Source organism: Clostridium tyrobutyricum (assembly GCF_019144085.1).
GTDB classification, from domain to species: domain Bacteria; phylum Bacillota; class Clostridia; order Clostridiales; family Clostridiaceae; genus Clostridium_B; species Clostridium_B tyrobutyricum_A.
In genome coordinates this window covers 1-1,078 of the sequence record NZ_JAHHUY010000080.1, presented here as the reverse complement: position 1 = coordinate 1,078, position 1,078 = coordinate 1, and the positions used below count along the sequence as shown (strand labels likewise).

Here is a 1,078-nt window from a genome sequence, read left to right as displayed (position 1 = left end):
GGTCAGGAGGTCCACCAATGGCCGTAGCACCAATTAATGAAGTAAGAAAAGTTATAAATTATGCAGCAAGTGTAATACCTGCAAACAAGATATTTATGGGAATGCCACTTTATGGATATGATTGGACATTACCGTATACACCAGGAGGAGAGTTCGCAGAAGCTATAGGAAATCAGGAGGCTATAGATAGAGCTAGAAGATATGGAGCAGAAATAAAATATGATAAAGTTTCTCAATCGCCTTATTATAATTATATAGATGAACAGAGAAGAGAACACGTAGTATGGTTTGAAGATGCCAGAAGTGTTTTTGAAAAGTACAAACTATCAAGTGAATATGGACTAAGAGGAGTTAGTTATTGGGCATTAGGTCAGCCTTTTCCTCAAAATTGGCAAGTATTAGATAATATGTTTTTTATAGAAAAGGTTATACCAGATGTATAAATGTAAAATTTTTTAATTTGAAAGGATGAATGTTCATCCCTTAAGTGCTATTTATACTGTAAGTTTTTCTTAAAAACAAAAGCTAGGGATAAAATCCCTAGTATAATAAATATTGACACGAAAAATAATTTTTTATTAATATAGGAGAACAATCAAAAACTTAAGAACTGGGGATTTAAAATCCCCAGAATAAAAGAATTTATCAATATATTTGAGCATAATATTTTAATTTATGTAAACATCAAATATTAATAAAATAATATATTGATAATCTTATACTATTATAGTGTGCAAGATTTGAATTATTATACTGGAAATCACAGGAAAAAGGAAGAAGAGGTATTATAATAATATGGTGTGATTTTCTTATAGTAATATACTGTAATTATGAGTAAGTATATATTTTTTGTAAGAAAGATTTATAATACTACTTAATAGAAAAGATATACTTTAAATTAGTAAAATACGGAGCTAATCTAAATTCATACTTAATAGATGATTAACAGTTTATTAACATACCAGAACTTGCATTAACATATATTTCCACATATAATAATACGTGTCTTAGGAAAAGTCCTAGAGAAAATAAGAATAATATTTTAAGATATATATAAGTAATGGTAATTACCAAACTG

Annotated in this window: 1 protein-coding gene; it reads left to right on the top strand. The window is 27.6% G+C overall.

What is annotated here, in order from left to right; genetic code table 11:
- On the top strand, positions 1-443 hold a 443-nt coding region (locus KM800_RS15080; RefSeq protein WP_254906590.1), incomplete at its 5' end, for a glycosyl hydrolase family 18 protein.
- Between the last annotated feature and the right edge of the window lie 635 nt (positions 444-1,078).